This is a genomic window from Pseudomonas kribbensis (genome assembly GCF_003352185.1).
Classification (GTDB): domain Bacteria; phylum Pseudomonadota; class Gammaproteobacteria; order Pseudomonadales; family Pseudomonadaceae; genus Aquipseudomonas; species Aquipseudomonas kribbensis.
The window spans coordinates 5,371,555-5,389,240 of the sequence record NZ_CP029608.1; the positions used below are offsets into that span (position 1 = coordinate 5,371,555).

18 protein-coding genes, 3 tRNA genes and 1 pseudogene are annotated in these 17,686 nt (G+C 60.7%); 13 read left to right on the forward strand and 9 right to left on the reverse strand.

Features of this window, described 5'->3' with window-relative positions:
- The first annotated feature begins 21 nt into the window (after positions 1-21).
- The 4 genes from DLD99_RS24505 (at position 22) to DLD99_RS24520 (ending at position 5,343) form a co-directional block, all read left to right on the forward strand.
- Positions 22-891 carry an oxygenase MpaB family protein gene (locus tag DLD99_RS24505; RefSeq protein WP_114885585.1) on the forward strand — a complete coding sequence of 290 codons (870 nt, stop codon included), beginning with the start codon at positions 22-24 and terminating at the stop codon, positions 889-891.
- Positions 892-945: 54 nt separating this feature from the next.
- Positions 946-1,962 carry a class I SAM-dependent rRNA methyltransferase gene (locus DLD99_RS24510; protein ID WP_114885587.1) on the forward strand — a complete coding sequence of 339 codons (1,017 nt, stop codon included), beginning with the start codon at positions 946-948 and terminating at the stop codon, positions 1,960-1,962.
- Positions 1,963-2,095: 133 nt separating this feature from the next.
- Positions 2,096-5,047, forward strand: coding sequence for a DUF748 domain-containing protein (locus tag DLD99_RS24515; protein WP_114885589.1), 2,952 nt, complete (start codon positions 2,096-2,098; stop codon positions 5,045-5,047).
- Positions 5,047-5,343, forward strand: a complete 297-nt coding sequence (locus DLD99_RS24520; RefSeq protein ID WP_114885591.1) for a DUF2845 domain-containing protein — start codon at positions 5,047-5,049, stop codon at positions 5,341-5,343. The genes DLD99_RS24515 and DLD99_RS24520 overlap by 1 nt, the downstream gene beginning before the upstream one ends.
- A gap of 169 nt (positions 5,344-5,512) precedes the next feature.
- Here DLD99_RS24520 and DLD99_RS24525 read toward each other — a convergent pair whose 3' ends face one another.
- Both DLD99_RS24525 and DLD99_RS24530 read right to left on the reverse strand, forming a co-directional pair.
- Positions 5,513-5,869, reverse strand: a complete 357-nt coding sequence (locus tag DLD99_RS24525) for a BON domain-containing protein (protein WP_065261581.1) — start codon at positions 5,867-5,869, stop codon at positions 5,513-5,515.
- A 299-nt stretch (positions 5,870-6,168) separates the two neighbouring features.
- On the reverse strand, positions 6,169-6,612 hold the full coding sequence (locus tag DLD99_RS24530; protein WP_114885593.1) for a pilin: 444 nt from the start codon (positions 6,610-6,612) through the stop codon (positions 6,169-6,171).
- 226 nt (positions 6,613-6,838) lie between these two features.
- On the opposite strand from DLD99_RS24530, the gene pilB reads away from it, so the two are divergent.
- From pilB to yacG, 5 genes are read left to right on the forward strand one after another with little or no spacing between them, the layout of a single operon-like run.
- Positions 6,839-8,539 carry a type IV-A pilus assembly ATPase PilB gene (pilB, locus tag DLD99_RS24535; protein WP_114885595.1) on the forward strand — a complete coding sequence of 567 codons (1,701 nt, stop codon included), beginning with the start codon at positions 6,839-6,841 and terminating at the stop codon, positions 8,537-8,539.
- 2 nt (positions 8,540-8,541) lie between these two features.
- Entirely contained in the window at positions 8,542-9,759 is a 1,218-nt protein-coding gene (locus DLD99_RS24540; protein WP_114885597.1) for a type II secretion system F family protein, read from the forward strand.
- A gap of 1 nt (position 9,760) precedes the next feature.
- A complete protein-coding gene (locus tag DLD99_RS24545) occupies positions 9,761-10,633 on the forward strand; it encodes a prepilin peptidase (RefSeq protein WP_085712165.1) in 873 nt (290 codons plus the stop codon).
- Positions 10,630-11,253 (forward strand): dephospho-CoA kinase, encoded by a 624-nt coding sequence (coaE, locus tag DLD99_RS24550; RefSeq protein ID WP_114885599.1) that lies wholly within the window; start codon positions 10,630-10,632, stop codon positions 11,251-11,253. Before DLD99_RS24545 ends, coaE begins: the two co-directional genes overlap by 4 nt.
- Positions 11,250-11,450 carry a DNA gyrase inhibitor YacG gene (gene yacG, locus DLD99_RS24555; protein WP_085712167.1) on the forward strand — a complete coding sequence of 67 codons (201 nt, stop codon included), beginning with the start codon at positions 11,250-11,252 and terminating at the stop codon, positions 11,448-11,450. Before coaE ends, yacG begins: the two co-directional genes overlap by 4 nt.
- A gap of 5 nt (positions 11,451-11,455) precedes the next feature.
- On the opposite strand, the gene DLD99_RS24560 is transcribed toward yacG, so the two are convergent.
- A complete protein-coding gene (locus DLD99_RS24560; protein WP_096820888.1) occupies positions 11,456-11,671 on the reverse strand; it encodes a hypothetical protein in 216 nt (71 codons plus the stop codon).
- A 65-nt stretch (positions 11,672-11,736) separates the two neighbouring features.
- Positions 11,737-12,426, reverse strand: a complete 690-nt coding sequence (locus tag DLD99_RS24565) for an energy-coupling factor ABC transporter permease (protein WP_085712168.1) — start codon at positions 12,424-12,426, stop codon at positions 11,737-11,739.
- Between the two features lie 133 nt (positions 12,427-12,559).
- Between DLD99_RS24565 and DLD99_RS24570 the strand changes: the two genes are divergently transcribed.
- From DLD99_RS24570 to DLD99_RS24585, 4 genes are all read left to right on the forward strand, one after another.
- Positions 12,560-13,186, forward strand: coding sequence for a DUF1780 domain-containing protein (locus DLD99_RS24570; RefSeq protein ID WP_065261573.1), 627 nt, complete (start codon positions 12,560-12,562; stop codon positions 13,184-13,186).
- A 144-nt stretch (positions 13,187-13,330) separates the two neighbouring features.
- A complete protein-coding gene (locus tag DLD99_RS24575) occupies positions 13,331-13,504 on the forward strand; it encodes a DUF3094 domain-containing protein (RefSeq protein WP_065261571.1) in 174 nt (57 codons plus the stop codon).
- A gap of 66 nt (positions 13,505-13,570) precedes the next feature.
- On the forward strand, positions 13,571-14,869 hold the full coding sequence (locus tag DLD99_RS24580) for an NAD(P)/FAD-dependent oxidoreductase (protein ID WP_085712169.1): 1,299 nt from the start codon (positions 13,571-13,573) through the stop codon (positions 14,867-14,869).
- Positions 14,870-15,081: 212 nt separating this feature from the next.
- The gene (locus DLD99_RS24585; protein WP_114885602.1) at positions 15,082-15,489 is read left to right on the forward strand and encodes an HvfA family oxazolone/thioamide-modified RiPP metallophore; all 408 of its coding nucleotides are present in this window, start codon (positions 15,082-15,084) and stop codon (positions 15,487-15,489) included.
- 86 nt (positions 15,490-15,575) lie between these two features.
- On the opposite strand, the gene DLD99_RS29730 is transcribed toward DLD99_RS24585, so the two are convergent.
- The 5 genes and pseudogenes from DLD99_RS29730 to DLD99_RS24605 all read right to left on the reverse strand — a co-directional run bounded on the left by DLD99_RS29730 (position 15,576) and on the right by DLD99_RS24605 (position 17,681).
- Positions 15,576-16,439, reverse strand: coding sequence for a methyl-accepting chemotaxis protein (locus tag DLD99_RS29730; protein WP_372238706.1), 864 nt, complete (start codon positions 16,437-16,439; stop codon positions 15,576-15,578).
- A 39-nt stretch (positions 16,440-16,478) separates the two neighbouring features.
- Positions 16,479-17,201 (reverse strand): annotated as a pseudogene (locus DLD99_RS29735) (MCP four helix bundle domain-containing protein); the annotation flags it as partial.
- Between the two features lie 148 nt (positions 17,202-17,349).
- A tRNA-Pro gene (locus DLD99_RS24595) sits at positions 17,350-17,426 on the reverse strand.
- 97 nt (positions 17,427-17,523) lie between these two features.
- Positions 17,524-17,599 (reverse strand) — tRNA-Lys (locus tag DLD99_RS24600).
- Positions 17,600-17,604: 5 nt separating this feature from the next.
- Positions 17,605-17,681 (reverse strand) — tRNA-Pro (locus tag DLD99_RS24605).
- Positions 17,682-17,686 lie beyond the last annotated feature (5 nt).

The window sequence follows — 17,686 nt, forward strand, 5'->3', positions numbered from 1 at the left end:
GCCCTTCACCACTGAGTTGCCATGGAATTCATCCGCAGCCGTATCGAAAACCAGCTCATGAGCCTGACCGGTCTGTCCCTCGGCCAGCTCGATCTGGAAAACCCCAAGGGCGATCCCGGCCTGTTCGGCCCGGACTCGATCAGTTGGCAAGTGCACGGCGACTTCAGCAGCATGTTGATCGGCGGCATCAGTGCCTTGCTACTGCAAGCCCTGCACCCACTGGCGCTGGCTGGCGTCTGGGATCACTCGAATTTCCGCCAGGACATGCTCGGTCGCCTGCGCCGAACCAGCCAGTTTGTCTCCGGCACTACGTTCGGCTCCAAACGGGACGCCGAATGGCTGATCGAGAAAGTCCGCACCATTCACCTGCAAGTGGTTGGCACCGCGCCGGATGGCCGGCCCTATGCGGCCAGTGATCCGGATCTGCTGACCTGGGTGCACGTGGCCGAGGTCAGCAACTTTCTCGCCGCCCATTTGCGTTACCGCAACCCGCAGTTGTCACCGCAGGATCAGGACCGTTACTACGCGGAAATCGCCGTGGTCGCTGAACGCCTGGGTGCCCGCGATGTGCCGAAGTCGCGCCAGGCCGTGGCCGATTACCTGCAACGCATGCGCCCGCAGCTGGTGTGTGACGATCGTAGCCGCGAAGTCTTGCGCCTGCTGCTCGATGCCCCGGCGCCCAGCGTGCTGGCACGGCCGTTTGGCGACCTGATGATGAAGGCCGGTATCGATCTGCTGCCGGACTGGGCCAGCGACATGCTGGATGCCCGGCAGAACCCGCTGCAACGCCAGCTGATCCGCGCCAGCGTCAAGCGCAGCGCACCGATGCTGCGCTGGGCGATGCGCAATGGTTCGGTGCAACGGGCCCAACGGCGGATGGGGCTGAGATGAAGCTCAGTAGCTGCTAAACTCCCGCGCCCCGATTCCCTCCAGCAAGGCGCAAGCATGTCTTCCCTGAATCAGGCGCTGCGCGCCGCCCTCGATCAACGCCAGGATCTGCTCGCCGAGCTGCACCTCCAGGGCACCGACTGCTATCGCCTGTTCCACGGCAGCCAGGAAGGCGCCGGCGGCCTGACCGTCGACCGCTACGGCCCGCAACTGATGGTGCAGAGTTTCCACCAGACACTGGAACTCGCCGACCTGCTGCAACTGCACGCCACGGTGAACGAAACGCTGGGCTTGCAAACCTTGCTGGTCTACAACGACCGCTCCCGTGGCAACTCGCGCATCGACCGCGAAGACAGCGTCTACCGCGCCGACGATGCAGCATTGGTTGATCTGGTCGGCCACGAGTGGGGCCTGAACTACCGCGTGCGCGGACGCCACGCCGGCCAGGATCCGCTGCTGTTCCTCGACCTGCGCAACACCCGCGGCTGGGTCAAGGATCACGCCAAGGGCAAAAGCGTGCTCAACCTGTTCGCCTACACCTGCGGCGTCGGCCTCAGTGCGGCCGCCGGCGGTGCGCGTGAGGTGTGCAACCTGGATTTCGCCGAGGGCAACCTGGCAGTCGGCCGTGAGAACGGTTTGCTCAATCCGCAGCTGCCAACCATGGAATTCATCCAGTCCGACTACTTCCCGGCGATCCGCCAGCTGGCCGGTCTGCCGATCAGCCAGCGTCGCGGGCAGAAACTGCCGAGCTATCAACGCCTCGAACAACGCCAATACGATTTGGTGTTGCTCGACCCACCGGCGTGGGCCAAAAGTGCGTTCGGCACCGTCGACCTGCTGCGCGATTATCAGAGCCTGCTCAAGCCAGCCCTGCTGACCACCGCCGAAAACGGCGTGCTGATCTGCTGCAACAACCTGGCAAAAGTCAGCATGGACGACTGGCGCGAACAGGTGCTGCGTTGCGCCGAGAAAGCCGGGCGCCCGGTGCGCGAATGGAGCGTGATGACCCCGGGCCGGGATTTCCCTTCACTGGACGGGCAACCGCCGCTCAAGACGCTGATTCTCCAGCTCTGAAATCTTCCCCGACAGGAGCCGTCTTCGGCAGTTCCTACAGACTTTGCAGACAAATCTGAACAATCCTGTCTCGTGCGATGTACTTCGGAACCGGAATCGCGTGCCATACTCCAAGGCACTCCGATTCAGACAGATGAAGCCGCACATGCCCAAAGGATTGATTCGCGCGATTGGCGCCCTGTTGACTGCTCTGGCCCTCTACAGCCTGCTGGGGTTTCTGATTCTGCCGGGCATCGCGCTCCGCGTGGCCAACCAGCAACTGGCCAACTACGCCACGGTGCCTGCGCACATCCAGCGTATCGAACTCAATCCGTTCAGCCTTGAAGTCACGCTGTGGGGCCTGGTCATCGGCGAGCCGGGCAAGGAACAGGTCGGTTTCGAACGCCTGTACGCCAACCTGCAACTCGACAGCCTGTGGACAAAAGCCCTGCACCTGTCCGACATCGAACTGGACAAACCGAAGACCGAAATCCTGTTCGCCAAGGACGGCAAACTCAATCTGCTCGGTCTGTTCAAACTGCCGGCCAGCGAACCGACGCCGGCCGATCCGAATGCCAAGCCGTTTCCGCTGCGTATCGACCGGATCAAACTGGCTGGCGGCAACGTGCATTTCGAGGATGCACGCCCGAGCGAGCCGATCGAATTCCTCTACGACAAACTCGACTTCGAACTGAACAACCTCAGCACCCTGCCTGAAGACAACGCCGACATGACTCTGGTCGCCATCGGCCCGGCTGGCGGGCAGATCGACTGGAAAGGCAATTTCAGCCTGATCCCGATTGCCTCCGAAGGCACGCTCAAAGTCACCGACGGCCAGATGAAAGCGTTCTGGCCCTACGTACGCGACGCGGTGCCGCTGGTGCTGGAAAACGGCGTGGTCAGCCTGAGCACCGACTACAAGCTCAACCTGTCCAAGGAAACCGAACTGCTGTTGAGCAACGTGGCGGTCAGCGTTGCGCCGTTTGCGATCAAGGCACCGGACGGACGTCCGCTGGCGAAACTCGACCGCCTCGACGTCAGCGAAACCACCGTGGACCTGGCCAAGCAACAAGTGGTGGTCGGCAAGATCCGCAGCCAGAAGCTCGAAACCTGGGCCGCCCTCGAAGCGGACGGGCAACTGGACTGGCAGAAACTGTTCGCCAGCCAGCCGTCCAAACCTGCCGCCAAAGCAGCGGCTGAGCCCAAAAGCACTCCGGCCGCCGCCGACTCGCCAAAAACGGAACCGGCCGCGCCGGGCAAGCCATGGCAAGTGCTGCTCAAGGACGTGCAACTGCGTGACTACAAAGTGCACCTGGCGGACCGCTCGGCGAAGCCCGAGGTCACGCTGGATGTCACGCCGCTGAACGTCGATCTGCAGAATTTCGACAGCCTCAACGGCTCGCCCTTCAACGTCAAACTCGACGCTGGCCTGGGCAAGCAAGGCAAGATCAACGCCGACGGCGTGGTCAACCTGGCGCCGGTCACCGCCCAGCTCAACGTGAAGACCCAGGACATCGACCTGCGCGTCGCCCAGTCCTACATCAACCCGTTCATTCGTCTGGAACTGCGCAGCGGCATGCTCGGCAGCGACCTGAAAGTGAACCTGAAAAGTACCGAGCCGCTGGCACTCAGCGTCACCGGTCGCGCTCAGGTCGATCAATTGCACACCCTCGACACCCTGAAGACCCGGGACTTCCTCAAGTGGCAGCAAGTGGTGGTCGAAGGCCTGAATTACCAACACGGCGACAGCCTGTCGATCGACAGGATCAACCTGTTCCAGCCGTATGCGCGCTTCATGATCAACGATGACCGCACCACCAACATCGATGATTTGCTGATCCCGCAACCTGCCGACTCCGGGGCGAAAACCGCGGCGGCCAAACCCGCCAGTAACTCGAAACCGTTGGGCATTCACATCGGCGGCATCGTGATCAATGACGGCTCGGCCAACTTCGCCGACTTCAGCCTGACGCCGAACTTCGCCACGGCGATCCAGCAGCTCAACGGCCAGATCGGTACCATCGACAGTCGTCAGGCGAAACCCGCCAGCGTCGACGTCAAGGGCAAGGTCGATCGTTATGCGCCGGTGACCATCAAAGGCGCGGTCAACCCGTTCGACCCGATGGCCAGCCTCGACATCGCCACCAGTTTCAAACGGGTCGAACTGACCACCCTGACCCCCTACTCCGGCAAGTTCGCCGGTTACCGGATCCGCAAGGGCCGGCTCAATCTCGACCTGCATTACCTGATCACCAAGGGCCAGCTCAAGGCCGAGAACAAAGTGGTGGTCGAACAACTGCAACTGGGCGAGAAGGTCGACAGCCCGGATGCCGTGAGCCTGCCGCTGAAACTGGCGATTGCGCTGCTCAAGGACGTGGACGGCAAGATTTCCATCGAGCTGCCGGTCACCGGCGACCTGAACAACCCGCAATTCAGCGTGATGCCGATTGTCTGGCAGACCCTGCGCAACCTGATCGTCAAAGCCGCCGCCGCACCTTTCAAGCTGATTGGCGGTCTGGTCAGTGGTGGCGGATCGGAAGATCTGGGCACCGTTTCCTTCGCACCGGGTTCCAGTGAACTGAACAAGGATGCCGAAGCGGCGCTGGTCAAATTGTCCCAGGCCTTGAAAGAGCGTCCGGCCCTGCGTCTGGAAATCGAAGGCACTGCCGCACAAAGCAGCGACGGCCCGTTGCTTGCCGAGCAGCGTCTGGAACGCGAATACCAGTACAACTACTACAAGATGCTCCAGCGTCGTGGCGACAAGGTGCCGGCCCAGGCCTCGCTGATCCAGGTACCGGACAACGAAAAAGGTCCGCTGCTTGAAGGTATCTACCGCACCCGTCTGAAAACCCAGCCACCGGCTGAATGGAAGGATCTGGGCAAGGAAGAACGCACGGCGAAAATGCGCGCCGACGTGATCAAGTTCTGGAGTTCCAGCGATGTGCTGTTGCGCCAGCTCGGCCAGGACCGTGCCAGCAGCATCAAGGATTACCTGGTGGACAAGGGCCAGTTGGCCGACGACCGTGTGTACTTCATCGACGCCAATCTTGGTGAAGCGGAAAGCGACGGTCGCGTGGTGACGCAAATGCATTTGGACGCCGAGTGATGAACAGTCAATGGCTGGCCGCAATCGCGCTGGCGCTCGTCGCCAGCCAGGCTTCGGCATCCGATACCCTGCGCTGTGGCAGCCAGTTGGTCAGCCTCGGTGATCGCGCCAGCGAGGTACTGCAGAAATGCGGTGAACCGGTCAGCCGCGACGTGCTGGGCTACAAGCGCAGCGCCAATCGCCGTGAAGAGTTTCAGGTCGAGGAATGGACCTACGGCCCAAGCAACGGCATGTATCAATACCTGCGCTTCGAAGGCAATCGCCTGCGGCAGATCAACAGCAAGCGCGGCGACTGATTCCTCTCCACTTTTCCAGCCCTTGAAATAGAACAGGCCCCGACACGAATGTCGGGGCCCGTAATGGCCACATTCCGTGTGGCCGTTCGCATGAACTCTAAAGGGGCGGCAGACGTATTGCTCGGCCCGCCTGTCGCGTCTTCTCCCGGTCCAGGCGAGAAGTCTTGCCTTACTCGGCTTTCAGGCCGTCAGCGGAGACCGCTTTGACGCCTTTGATTTTCTTGGTGATGTCTACGGCCATTTTTTTCTGTGCTTCTGTCACTGCAACAGTGGAGGACAGAGACACGACGCCTTTGTTGGTTTCTACTTTGATGTCAGTGCCTGGAATGCCTTTTTCGGTCACCAGGTCGCTTTTGACTTTGGTGGTGATCCAGGTGTCGGAAGTGGCTTCTTTCGCCTTGGTCATTTCACCGGCAGCCAGAGTCATTGGAGCCTGGGTCGCCTGGGTGGATTGTGCGAATGCGCCGGTGGCCATGGTCAGGGTCAGCGCGGTAGCAGCAGCGGCAGTGATAGCGAACTTCTTCATACGAGTAACTCCTGTTTTTCTGGAAAGTCTGCTGCGTGTCTTGTCAGCAGGGTTACCGTAGATATTGCGAACGCTGTGCCAACTTTCGAAAATAAAATAAATCCTTATAAATCAATGAGTTAACAAAATGAAAAATTCTCGAAATCATGCAAATTGCATGACCTTTGAATTATCTACATGCAACTTGCGGCTTTTGGGAAAGTTCCTAACACGCTGAAAAGATTGAAGCTTTTTGTGAAGCACCGCGCAAAAGAAAATGCCCCGCAAAGCGGGGCATTTGATGAGCAGGGATCAAGCAATCAAGTACCGCTGCCTGGGCAACCTTTAGGGGCGTAGTCAGGGTTGACTGTCGAAGCGCAGCTCCAGACCCCGGCCACGTTACCGGTGGCGCCGCCGGTACGGGTCAGCGTAATGGTTTTGCCCAGCACAGGCGCCGGTGCATTCGCGATGGTGCAAACGATGGTGCCTGCCCCGGTATTCGCCGTACCCGACACGCTGACAGTACCGCAGTTGGTCGTTACATAAGTTGCGGAACCGGTCACCAGCGTACTGTTCGGGTCGGTACCTTGATTGATGGTGTCCTCGAACGGCACTTTCAGCGCGCTGATTTCCGCCAGCCCCGCCGTCACCTTGGACCGTGCCTGGTACTTGGTGTATTGCGGCAGCGCAATGGTGGCCAGGATACCGATGATCGCCACGACGATCAGCAGCTCGATCAGAGTGAAACCTTGTTGTTTTTTCATAGACACGCTCCATGCATGAGTCGGAATCTCATGATCTGAACAGGACTCAGCACAGCCCGTGCCAAGGCGCCCGCACCCGCGCAGGCTGGGCGCGATCACGCTTTCGCGGTGTTTCCTACAACCTGTAACCGCACTATCTGACACTTTTTGTCACCTGCACCGAGGCGGTTTGGCGCTGTCACTTGACTAGGCTATAAGTCATGAACTGTCTGCATCCGGGATTCCCATGAATGACATCGCTCTGAGCGGTCTGGCCAAGCAATTGGTCCAGGCCGAACTGCTCACGGAAAAAAGCGCCCAGCAAGCCTGGCAGCAAGCCCAGCGCAATCGCCTGTCGCTGGTCAGCTATCTGGTACAGAACAAACTGGTAAAAAGTTGGCAGGTCGCCGAAATCGCCTCGGAGCATTTCGGCATGGCGTTCCTCGACCTCAACTGCCTGGACAAGGAAACCCAGCCCAAGGGCCTGGTCAGCGAAAAACTGGTTCGCCAGCACCATGCCCTGCCCCTGTGGCGACGCGGCAATAAACTGTTCGTGGGGATCTCCGACCCGAGCAATCACCAGGCGATCAACGACATTCAGTTCAGCACCGGGCTGACCACCGAAGCCATTCTGGTGGAGGACGACAAGCTCACCGATGCCATCGAGAAATTCTTCGACACCCACGCCTCCGGGCTGGAAGACATGGCCGATGTCGACCTAGACGGGCTGGACGTCGAATCCGTCGATGACAGCAAACAGGACGCCATCGGTGGAATGGACGCCGACGACGCGCCGGTGGTGCGCTTCGTCCACAAGATGCTGCTGGATGCGATCAAGAGCGGCTCTTCCGACCTGCACTTCGAGCCCTACGAAAAAAACTACCGGGTGCGGGTGCGTACCGACGGCATCCTGCGTGAGGTGGCCAAACCGCCGATTCAACTGGCCGGGCGCATCGCCGCCCGGCTGAAGGTCATGGCCAGCCTCGACATCTCGGAACGCCGCAAACCCCAGGACGGGCGTCTGAAAATGCGCCTGTCGAAAACCAAGTCGATCGACTTCCGGGTCAACACCCTGCCGACGCTGTGGGGCGAGAAAGTGGTGATCCGGATTCTCGACCCGTCCAGCGCGCAGATCGGCATCGACGCCCTCGGCTACGAGCCGGAGCAGAAAGAGCTGTACCTGGCCGCCCTGAAACAGCCGCAAGGCATGATCCTGGTCACCGGCCCCACCGGCTCCGGCAAGACCGTTTCGCTGTACACCGGACTGAACATCCTCAATACCGTCGACATCAACATCTCCACCGCCGAAGACCCGGTGGAGATCAACATGGAAGGCATCAACCAGGTCAACGTCAACCCGAAGCAGGGGCTGGATTTCGCCCAGGCCCTGCGCTCGTTCCTGCGTCAGGACCCGGACGTGATCATGGTCGGTGAGATACGCGACCTCGAGACAGCGGAGATTGCGATCAAGGCTGCACAGACCGGTCACCTTGTACTGTCCACGCTGCACACCAACAGCGCGGCGGAAACGTTGACCCGCTTGCACAACATGGGCATTCCAGGCTTCAACATCGCCACCTCGGTCAGCCTGATCATCGCCCAGCGACTGGCGCGAAAACTCTGCAGCCACTGCAAGAAGCCCATCGAAATTCCCCGCGAAACCCTGCTCAAGGAAGGCTTTCCCGAGGAACGCATCGGCAGTTTCACGATCTATGAGCCCGTCGGTTGCGATCAATGCAACGGCGGCTACAAGGGCCGCACCGGCATCTATGAAGTGGTCAGGAACACGCCCGAACTGCAACGGCTGATCATGGCCGAGGGCAACTCACTGGAAATCGACAGCCAGATGCGCCTGGACGGCTTCAACGACCTGCGCACCTCGGGACTGATCAAGGCCATGCAAGGCATCACCAGCCTTGAAGAAATCAACCGGGTTACCAAGGACTGAACATGGCCGTCAAGGCAGCGAAAATCAGCGTCTACGCCTGGGAAGGCACCGACAAGAAAGGCAGCCGGATCAGCGGCGAACTGAGCGGACAAAACCCCGCGCTGATCAAGGCCCAGTTGCGCAAGCAGGGCATCAACCCCGGCAAGGTGCGCAAGAAATCCGCGTCGTTGCTGAATTTCGGCAAACGCATCAAGCCGCTGGACATCGCCCTGTTCACCCGGCAGATGGCGACCATGATGAAGGCCGGCGTGCCGTTGCTGCAGTCATTCGACATCATCGGCGAAGGCTTCGAGAACCCGGCGATGCGCAAGCTGGTGGACGAGGTGAAACAGGAAGTCGCCGCCGGTAACAGCTTCGCCGCGGCCCTGCGCAAGAAGCCGCAATACTTCGACGAGTTGTATTGCAACCTGGTCGATGCCGGCGAGCAGTCCGGTGCTCTCGACACCCTGCTCGAGCGCGTGGCGACCTACAAGGAGAAGAGCGAAAGCCTCAAGGCCAAGATCAAGAAAGCCATGACCTACCCCACCGCCGTGATTCTGGTGGCGGCGGTCGTCACCGGCATTCTGCTGGTGAAAGTGGTGCCGCAGTTCCAGTCGGTATTTTCCGGCTTCGGTGCCGAACTGCCGGCGTTCACCCTGATGGTGATCGGTCTGTCGGAGTTCATGCAGCAATGGTGGTGGGCGATTCTGGGTGTGCTGATCGTGGCGTTTTTCGGCACCCGCCATGCCTTGAAGAAATCCCCGGCCCTGCGTGACCGACGTGATGCCTGGCTGCTGAAACTGCCACTGGTGGGCACCATGATGTACAAGTCCGCCGTCGCCCGTTTTGCCCGGACCCTGTCGACCACGTTTGCCGCCGGCGTGCCGCTGGTCGAAGCGCTGGACTCGGTCGCCGGAGCCACCGGCAACGTGGTGTTCAAGCGCGCGGTGCTGCGCATTCGCCAGGACGTGGCCACCGGCATGCAGTTGAATTTCTCGATGCGCACCAGCGGAATCTTTCCGAACATGGCCGTGCAGATGACCGCCATCGGCGAAGAATCCGGCGCCCTGGACGACATGCTCGACAAGGTGGCCGGGTTCTACGAGGAAGAAGTGGATAACATGGTCGACAACCTCACCAGTCTGATGGAGCCTTTCGTCATGGTGGTACTCGGGGTGATCGTCGGCGGGCTGGTCGTGGCCATGTACTTGCCGATCTTCCAACTCGGCTCAGCGATCTGACATGTCCATCGACGAACTCTTCGCCCTCTATCCGCTGGCCTTTGTCTTCACTGCTCTGATACTCGGGCTGGTGGTGGGCAGCTTCCTCAATGTGGTGATCTGGCGCCTGCCGAAAATGCTCGAGCGCGAATGGCGCCAGCAGGCCCACGACGTGCTCGGGCTGCCCGTCGAAACGCCGTTGCCGGTCTACAACCTGATGTTGCCGCACTCGCAATGCCCGCATTGCGCTCACCGCATTCGTGCGTGGGAAAACATCCCGCTGCTCAGCTACCTGTTTTTGCGCGGGCGCTGCTCGTCATGCGCGGCGCCGATCAGCAAGCGTTATCCACTGACCGAACTGGCCTGCGGCCTGCTCTCGGCGTTCATCGCCTGGCACCTGGGCTTCGGCTGGCCGGCATGCCTGCTGATCGTGCTGACCTGGGGCTTGCTGGCGATGAGCCTGATCGACACCGAGCATCAGCTGTTGCCCGACGTGCTGGTGCTGCCGCTGCTGTGGCTGGGGTTGATCGTCAACAGCTTCGGCCTGTTCGTCTCGCTGCACGATGCGATGTGGGGCGCGGTGGCCGGTTACATGGCGCTGTGGTCGGTGTTCTGGCTGTTCAAGCTGCTCACCGGCAAGGACGGCATCGGTCACGGCGACTTCAAGCTGCTGGCACTGCTGGGGGCCTGGGGAGGCTGGCAGATTCTGCCGCTGACCATTCTCCTGTCGTCGCTGGTGGGGGCCGTACTGGGGGTGATTCTGCTCAAGCTGCGCGACCGGAAAACCTCGACGCCAATCCCCTTCGGGCCCTATCTGGCAATTGCCGGCTGGATTGCCTTGCTCTGGGGTGGTCAAATAACCGACTTCTATTGGCAGTTTGTCGGTTTGAAATGAATACCCCTGTGGAAAAACCCTGGATTCTCGGCCTGACCGGCGGCATCGGCAGCGGCAAAAGCGCTGCCGCCCAGCACTTCATCGATCTTGGTGTCCATGTGGTGGACGCCGATCATGCAGCGCGCTGGGTGGTTGAACCGGGGCGCCCGGCGCTGGCGAAAATTGCCGAGCACTTCGGCCCCGATGTCCTGCAGGCCGACGGCACGCTGGATCGCGCGGCGCTACGCAAGCTGATCTTCGAAGTGCCGGAGCAACGCCGCTGGCTCGAAGCGCTGCTGCATCCGCTGATCGCCGAGGAAATCGCCCATCACCTGGCGCTGGCAAAATCACCTTACGCGATTCTGGTTTCACCGCTGTTGATCGAGTCCGGACAGTACTCGATGACCCAGCGAATCCTGGTGATCGATGCGCCGCAGCAACTGCAGATCGAACGTACCCTGCAGCGTGACCAGACCAGCGAACAGCAGGTCCAGGCGATCCTCAAGGCCCAATCCAGCCGCGAAGACCGCGTGAGCCGTGCCGATGATGTGGTGGTCAACGACCGCGACCTCGCCTGGCTGCACAGCGAGGTCGAGCGCCTGCATCACTTTTACCTGACTTTATCCGGAGGCCAGTCATGAGCCAGACCCCAACCGTTAATTGCCCGACCTGCGGCGCCCCGGTGGAATTCACCCCCGCAAACAAATTCCGGCCGTTCTGCTCGGACCGCTGCAAGCTGATCGACCTCGGCGCCTGGGCGTCGGAAGAACACAAGATTCCGGTAGCCCCGGATGCCGAGGACGAACTGTTTTCCGGCGACTTCGACCCGCGCCACTGATCCCGTCAGGGCCGCATGAAGCCGTAGTCCTGATTGTCGTCGAGGTTTTCCGCCAGAAAGCGCAACTCGTCGGCCAGGTCTTCGGCATTGCGTACGGCCTTGCTCTGCTGCACCACCGCACTGAGCAAGGCCCGCAGGCTCAGGCCCGGATCGAATCCCACCTCCTGCGCCATCTCCAGACTCTGCCGGGTTTCCTGCCTCGCCCACTCGTAAACGCTCATGCCGCTGCTCCTGAAGGGATTTGGCCGAGCATGAAATGCCGCGCACGGTGTGGATTTGATGTGGATCAAGACTTGGGATCGTCGTCCTTCCAGGGCGCCGAAAGGTAGCGGGTGCGGTTGAAGGTCTCCAGCCATTCCGGGCAGAACACCACCAGCGCGCTGATCACCATGCCGTTGATGAACGCTTCCGGAAAAATCAGCAGCCACAGATAACCGATGAAGTCTTCCAGCCACTCCGGCATGGCGAACAGGCCGTCGTACCAGAGCAAGGTCAGGCTCAGAATCAGACAGGACAGCGCCGACAAGGCCGCCGCGAAGAAGCCGGAGCAGAAGATATACACAAACGGATTACGCGGTTGCGCCCGTTCGACCAGGATCGCCACACCCTCGGTGATCAGCACCGGCAACAGGATCAACAACGCGCCGTTGACCCCGACCGCCACCAGATCCTGGCGGCCCAGCAGAACCAGCCCGATCTGCGCCACCAGCCCGCCGACAATCGCCAGCGGCCAGTCGAGCAGCAAGGTCACGGCGGTCATGCCGATGAAGTGATACGACACGCCCGTGTCGAAGTCCCTGCGCACCATCCACAACAGAAACAGCGCGAACACAGTGCCAAACAGCAAGTGCTGACGACGGCTGTCGCTGAATAACTCGACCCACGGCGCGCGGCAGATCGCCCAGAGCAGCACCGGCAGGTAAATCAGCCAGCCGAGGGCCAGACTCGTCGATGACAGCAGTTCTGCACCGATCATGATCCCATCACCTTCATTCGCACCGCAGACTCCCTTGATTGGCGCTCCTGTGTCGAAGTCTACACCGCCACCCGGGTGAATCTGCCGATGCAAAGCTTTCTGCTTGTCGCAATTGAACGCTAAGCTTGGGCCTATGGATGACTCGGATTATTTACGCCTGCTGACCATCGCGGCCGAGCAGGCCAACGCGTTCCTGTCCAATGCCCGCAAATGGGAGCGTGAGCGTTGGGTCTGCCAGCGCCTGCTGCAAGGCTTGAATATCCCCTATCGCGCCGACGAATTCGCCCCGGCCGGCGAGCCACCGGACGTGTTGTTTCGCGATGCCAACTTCGAGGTGTTTTTCGTCCTCGACGAAGGCCGCCGGCTCAACGATGAATGGCGCGACGAGCTGCAACGTCGGCGCAGTGCGTTTTCCCTGAGCCAACTGGTGCGTCGCGAAGCCAAGCCACGACGAATTCCGGCCAACGAATTTCTGCTGAGGCTGGCGCCGACCCTGCGCAAGAAAGCGCACAACTACAAGGAACGCGGCATGGACCTGGGCGAGCTGGACATCATCGCCTTCGCCAGCCTCAAGCGCGAAGTGCTCGACCTCAACAGCCACTTTCCACCGCCCACCGAATATCTGCGTCAAGGCTGGCGCTCGCTGTCACTGGTCGGGCCGACGTTCGCCCGCGTGTTGTTCGCTCACCCCGATGCACCGGATTTCCTGCGCAGCAATCTGGGCCGCAGCATTCTGTTCGATGTCGGGATAAGCTTGTAAGCCCTAAGCAGGATGGCGCAAACACTGGCCGGATGTTACAAAAGCGCAATCATTCGCCCGGATGACATGCGCCGTTCAACGCTCGCAGACAAACCGCTGTAACGTCTGCGCATTCAGCAACGTCTATCCCTGACGAGGCCTCATATGACCAGCCGCCTGAACCCCGAAGACCAGAAGCATGTCGAAGAGTACCTGCAGTTGTCCCAGCACCGTGTCGAGCGCCGGCCATTCCGGCCGTGGATGCTCCTGGTGGTGGTACTGGCAGCGACCATCGGTCTGGGCCTGTTGAGCCGATTTATCAGTTACCTGACGCTATGAGCTGCATCGCGCTCGCTTGGGTTACGACGACAACGATTTCCTTTAAAAACCTTGCGAGCTATCACCATGTCCCATCGTATTGTCATTGTCGGCGGCGGCGCCGGCGGTCTGGAGCTGGCTACCCGTCTGGGTAAGACTCTGGGCAAGCGCGGTACCGCCAGCATCATGCTGGTCGACGCGAACCTCACGCACATCTGGAAACCGCTGTTGCACGAAGTGGCCGCCGGATCGCTGAACTCTTCCGAAGACGAACTCAACTATGTCGCCCAGGCCAAATGGAACCACTTCGAGTTCCAGCTGGGGCGCATGAGCGGGCTCGACCGTGAGCAGAAAAAGATCCAGCTCGCCGCCACCTACGACGAAAACGGCGTGGAGCTGGTGCCGGCGCGGGAAGTGCCTTACGACTCGCTGGTGATCGCGGTCGGCAGCACCACCAACGATTTCGGCACCCAGGGCGCGGCCCAGCACTGCCTGTTCCTCGACACCCGTAAACAGGCCGAGCGCTTCCACCAGCAATTGCTCAACCACTATTTGCGTGCTCACGCCGGACAGACCGATGTGGTCCAGCAGATCAGCGTGGCCATCGTCGGTGCCGGCGCCACGGGCGTTGAACTGGCGGCGGAGCTGCATAACGCCGCTCATGAACTGGCGGCCTATGGTCTGGACCGGATCAAACCGGAAAACATGCACATCACCCTGATCGAAGCCGGGCCACGGGTGCTGCCGGCGCTGCCGGAACGCATCAGCGGGCCGGTGCACAAGACCCTGGAGAAACTCGGGGTCAATGTGATGACCAACGCGTCGGTCAGCCAGGTCACCGCCGACAGCCTGATCACTGCCGATGGCAACGAGATCAAGGCCAGCCTGAAAGTCTGGGCCGCCGGGATCCGTGCGCCGGGTTTCCTCAAGGACATCGATGGCCTGGAAACCAACCGCATCAACCAGCTGCAAGTGCTGCCGACGCTGCAGACCACCCGCGACGAAAACATTTTCGCCTTCGGTGACTGCGCCGCCTGCCCGCAACCGGGTTCGGATCGCAACGTGCCGCCACGGGCCCAGGCGGCGCACCAGCAGGCGTCGCTGCTGGCCAAGTCGCTGAAACTGCGGATAGAGGGCAAGACCCTGCCGGAATACAAGTACACCGACTACGGCTCGCTGATTTCGCTGTCGCGTTTTTCGGCTGTGGGTAACTTGATGGGCAACCTGACCGGCACCGTGATGCTCGAAGGCTGGCTGGCGCGGATGTTCTACGTTTCGCTGTACCGCATGCACCAGATGGCGCTGTACGGACCGTTCCGCACCGCCATGCTGATGCTGGGCAGCAAGATCGGACGCGGCACCGAGCCACGCCTGAAACTGCACTGATGTAAAAAACCGTGGGGACGGGCTGGCTCGCCCCCACGGCGTTTTGTCTTCTACTGTATCTGCCCCCGCTTTCCTCACCTTCGCTTACAAACGCCTCTCTCCTCGACACAGACGCGATACACCGCCACCGCTTAATGGCCACACCCGAGAGCACCTGCTCCGGCTGATCGCCCTTAACGTGTGGTTGCGCAGCGCAACCGAAGGAGAATGAAATGACCCGCACTTCGAAAATTGGCAAAACCTCCCTTGGCCTGGTCGGTGCCGTACTGGCCGGCGGCCTGATGCTGTCCGGCTCGGTGTTCGCCGCACAACCGCTGGCCCAGGGCTATATGGTCGCTTCGGCCGAGACCTCGGTGAAAACCCCGGAAGGCAAATGCGGTGAAGGCAAATGCGGCGACGCGTCGATGGCCAAAACCGACACCGATGGTGATGGCAAAGTCTCTCGCGCCGAATTCCTGAAGGTCGCGCCGCACTCCGACTTCGACAAGATCGACACCAACCACGATGGTTTCATCGACGAGCAAGAGGCTTACGACAACGTCAAAGCCAACTACGAAGCCAACGGCAAGAAAATGCCGAAAGGCTTGTTCGAACACCTGAAAGAGCGTGACGGTGCCTGATATTCAGTCCGTCCCGGCCAAACAGCCCCGACAAAAAAGCCGCGCTGTCTCTCACGAGAAGCGCGGCTTTTTTATGTCTGCCGGGATTACAGCTGGAAGCGCCGCACCATGCCTTGCAATGCATTGGCGAGTTTCGACAGCTCATGGCTGGACGCGCTGGTCTGATCGGCGCCGGCCGCCGAACGTACCGACAGGTCGCGGATGTTCACCAGATTGCGATCCACTTCCCGCGCCACTTGCGCCTGCTCTTCGGCGGCGCTGGCGATCACCAGATTGCGTTCATGGATCTCATGCACCGACGCGGTGATGGTTTGCAGGGCCTCACCGGCCCGCTCGGCCAGCACCAGCGTGGTGGACGCACGCGAAGCACTGGCCTGCATCGACTCGAGCGCCAGGCTCGAACCGTTGCGCATGCCCTGCACCATCTGCTCGATTTCCTGGGTCGATTGCTGCGTGCGATAGGCCAGCGCCCGGACTTCGTCGGCGACCACGGCAAACCCGCGTCCGCTCTCCCCGGCCCGCGCCGCTTCGATGGCGGCGTTGAGCGCCAGCAGGTTGGTCTGTTCGGCAATCGCACGGATCACGTCCAGCACCTTGCCGATGTCTTGCGACTGGTTGGCCAGGGATTGCACCAGTTCGCCGGTGTGCTGCACGTCGCTGGCCAGGGCGTTGATGGCACTGGCGGTTTCACTGACCCGCTCTTGCCCCAGATGCGCCGATTCGCTGGACTGGCGCGTCGCGTCGGAGGTCGACACCGCGTTGCGTGCGACTTCCTCGACCGCCGTGGTCATCTCGTTGACGGCGGTGGCGGCCTGTTCGATTTCGTTGTTCTGCTGTTGCAGACCCTGGGTGCTGTCGAGCGTGACCGCATTGAGCTCATCGGCGGCAGTCGCCAGTTGCGTGGCAGAACCGTTGATGCCTTGCAGGGTTTCGCGCAGGTTCTGTTGCATGGTCGCCAGCGCCTTGAGCAAACGGCTGACCTCGTCGTTGCCCTGGGTCTCGATCGGTCGGGTCAAATCCCCTTTCGCAACACTTTCTGCGGCACTGACGGCGGTGCTCAACGGGCGAACGATGCTGCGGGTGAGCAACATCGCCAGGGCCACGGTCGCCAATGCCGCCAGTGCGATGAACAGGCTGACGATCGTGCGCGAGGTTTCGTAGTGGGCGGCGGAATTACTGCTTTCTGCGGCGACCTGCTTGGCGAACAGATCCGCCAGGTCATTGAGTTGCTTGCCGGAGCCGTCGACCACGGTTTTCATGTCGACCAACAACAGTTTGGTCAGCTCGTCGCGTTTGCCTTGCTGGGCAAGGACGAACGATTGCGCGATGCCTGCGCGGTAGGCCGCGAAGGTTTTCTTGAACTGATCGTACAACTGCTGGCCTTCCGGAGTAGTCACCAGTCGGTCGTAGGCGGCGATCTTCTCGCTCAGCTCCTTGTCGCGGGTGTCCATCTGGCTGCGGTAAGTCGCAACATTGTTCGGGTCCGGATCCAGCGCCATGCGCAGAGAAATGGTGCGGATGCGCAGCATGATCTCGCGGATCTCGTCACCGCCACGAATGCTCGGCAGCCATTGGTTCTCCACCGCGACCTCGCTCTCGCGGATGCTCGACATCTGCCCCAGGGCAAACACGCCAAGCAACGCCACCAGCACCGCGATCAGGGCGAAGCCCAAGGCGGCACGGGGAGCAATATTCAACTGACGAAGCAACATGACGAACGCCCTTTTTCTTGTATTGGCCAGATTCAAGGGGCGATCGATGGCAGGCCCCTTTCGTTAGCGGGCTATCGGCAAGTTGTACGATGACTTGAGCGAAGGGCAAAAAAAATCCCCGTATCTTTCGATACGAGGATTTTTAATATGGTCGGGGTAAGGGGATTCGAACTCCTGACATCCTGCTCCCAAAGCAGGCGCGCTACCGGACTGCGCTATACCCCGGTAAAAAAAAGGCGACCTTTCAAAGATCGCCTTCTTCGATCAGCGCTTTTGGCCTCTGATCTTAAGATTCGATCCCAGCGTTAACTGGTTTCAAAAATGGTGGGTCGTGTGGGATTCGAACCTACGACCAATTGGTTAAAAGCCAACTGCTCTACCAACTGAGCTAACGACCCAAAAATGGTCGGGGTAAGGGGATTCGAACTCCTGACATCCTGCTCCCAAAGCAGGCGCGCTACCGGACTGCGCTATACCCCGGCTTG

Excerpts from the sequence above, each read along its gene's own strand:
- DLD99_RS24505 (WP_114885585.1), top strand. The coding sequence starts at position 22 with ATGGAATTCATCCGCAGCCGTATCGAAAACCAGCTCATGAGCCTGACC.
- DLD99_RS24510 (WP_114885587.1), top strand. The coding sequence starts at position 946 with ATGTCTTCCCTGAATCAGGCGCTGCGCGCCGCCCTCGATCAACGCCAG.
- DLD99_RS24515 (WP_114885589.1), top strand. The coding sequence starts at position 2,096 with ATGAAGCCGCACATGCCCAAAGGATTGATTCGCGCGATTGGCGCCCTG.
- DLD99_RS24520 (WP_114885591.1), top strand. The coding sequence starts at position 5,047 with ATGAACAGTCAATGGCTGGCCGCAATCGCGCTGGCGCTCGTCGCCAGC.
- DLD99_RS24525 (WP_065261581.1), bottom strand. The coding sequence starts at position 5,869 with ATGAAGAAGTTCGCTATCACTGCCGCTGCTGCTACCGCGCTGACCCTG.
- DLD99_RS24530 (WP_114885593.1), bottom strand. The coding sequence starts at position 6,612 with ATGAAAAAACAACAAGGTTTCACTCTGATCGAGCTGCTGATCGTCGTG.
- pilB (WP_114885595.1), top strand. The coding sequence starts at position 6,839 with ATGAATGACATCGCTCTGAGCGGTCTGGCCAAGCAATTGGTCCAGGCC.
- DLD99_RS24540 (WP_114885597.1), top strand. The coding sequence starts at position 8,542 with ATGGCCGTCAAGGCAGCGAAAATCAGCGTCTACGCCTGGGAAGGCACC.
- DLD99_RS24545 (WP_085712165.1), top strand. The coding sequence starts at position 9,761 with ATGTCCATCGACGAACTCTTCGCCCTCTATCCGCTGGCCTTTGTCTTC.
- coaE (WP_114885599.1), top strand. The coding sequence starts at position 10,630 with ATGAATACCCCTGTGGAAAAACCCTGGATTCTCGGCCTGACCGGCGGC.
- yacG (WP_085712167.1), top strand. The coding sequence starts at position 11,250 with ATGAGCCAGACCCCAACCGTTAATTGCCCGACCTGCGGCGCCCCGGTG.
- DLD99_RS24560 (WP_096820888.1), bottom strand. The coding sequence starts at position 11,671 with ATGAGCGTTTACGAGTGGGCGAGGCAGGAAACCCGGCAGAGTCTGGAG.
- DLD99_RS24565 (WP_085712168.1), bottom strand. The coding sequence starts at position 12,426 with ATGATCGGTGCAGAACTGCTGTCATCGACGAGTCTGGCCCTCGGCTGG.
- DLD99_RS24570 (WP_065261573.1), top strand. The coding sequence starts at position 12,560 with ATGGATGACTCGGATTATTTACGCCTGCTGACCATCGCGGCCGAGCAG.
- DLD99_RS24575 (WP_065261571.1), top strand. The coding sequence starts at position 13,331 with ATGACCAGCCGCCTGAACCCCGAAGACCAGAAGCATGTCGAAGAGTAC.
- DLD99_RS24580 (WP_085712169.1), top strand. The coding sequence starts at position 13,571 with ATGTCCCATCGTATTGTCATTGTCGGCGGCGGCGCCGGCGGTCTGGAG.
- DLD99_RS24585 (WP_114885602.1), top strand. The coding sequence starts at position 15,082 with ATGACCCGCACTTCGAAAATTGGCAAAACCTCCCTTGGCCTGGTCGGT.
- DLD99_RS29730 (WP_372238706.1), bottom strand. The coding sequence starts at position 16,439 with ATGCAACAGAACCTGCGCGAAACCCTGCAAGGCATCAACGGTTCTGCC.